This is a genomic window from Halorubrum sp. SP3 (assembly GCF_005435195.1).
Lineage (GTDB): Archaea > Halobacteriota > Halobacteria > Halobacteriales > Haloferacaceae > Halorubrum > Halorubrum sodomense.
The window spans coordinates 1-211 of sequence record NZ_SGTU01000835.1; the positions used below are offsets into that span (position 1 = coordinate 1).

The window sequence follows — 211 nt, forward strand, 5'->3', positions numbered from 1 at the left end:
TCGAGCTTCCGGGCGTCGTCCGCGCGGAGGAACCCCATGTACTCGTTGGGGTGAGTCTCCTCGCTCGCCTCGAGGACGAACTCCAGGGTCTCTCGGGCGATGCCGAGGAGCTCGTCCGAGCGGAACAGTCGCATGGGTCAGACAAGTCGCCGTCGCCTCATAGGGGTTCCGGACCGCGGGACGCCGGGCGGGCTCCACGCTCCGGGCGTCC

General features: G+C 69.7%; 1 pseudogene. It reads right to left on the bottom strand.

The annotated features are described in order from the left end of the window. Positions 1-134, bottom strand: a pseudogene (locus EXE42_RS18355) (proteasome protein); the annotation flags it as partial. Positions 135-211 lie beyond the last annotated feature (77 nt).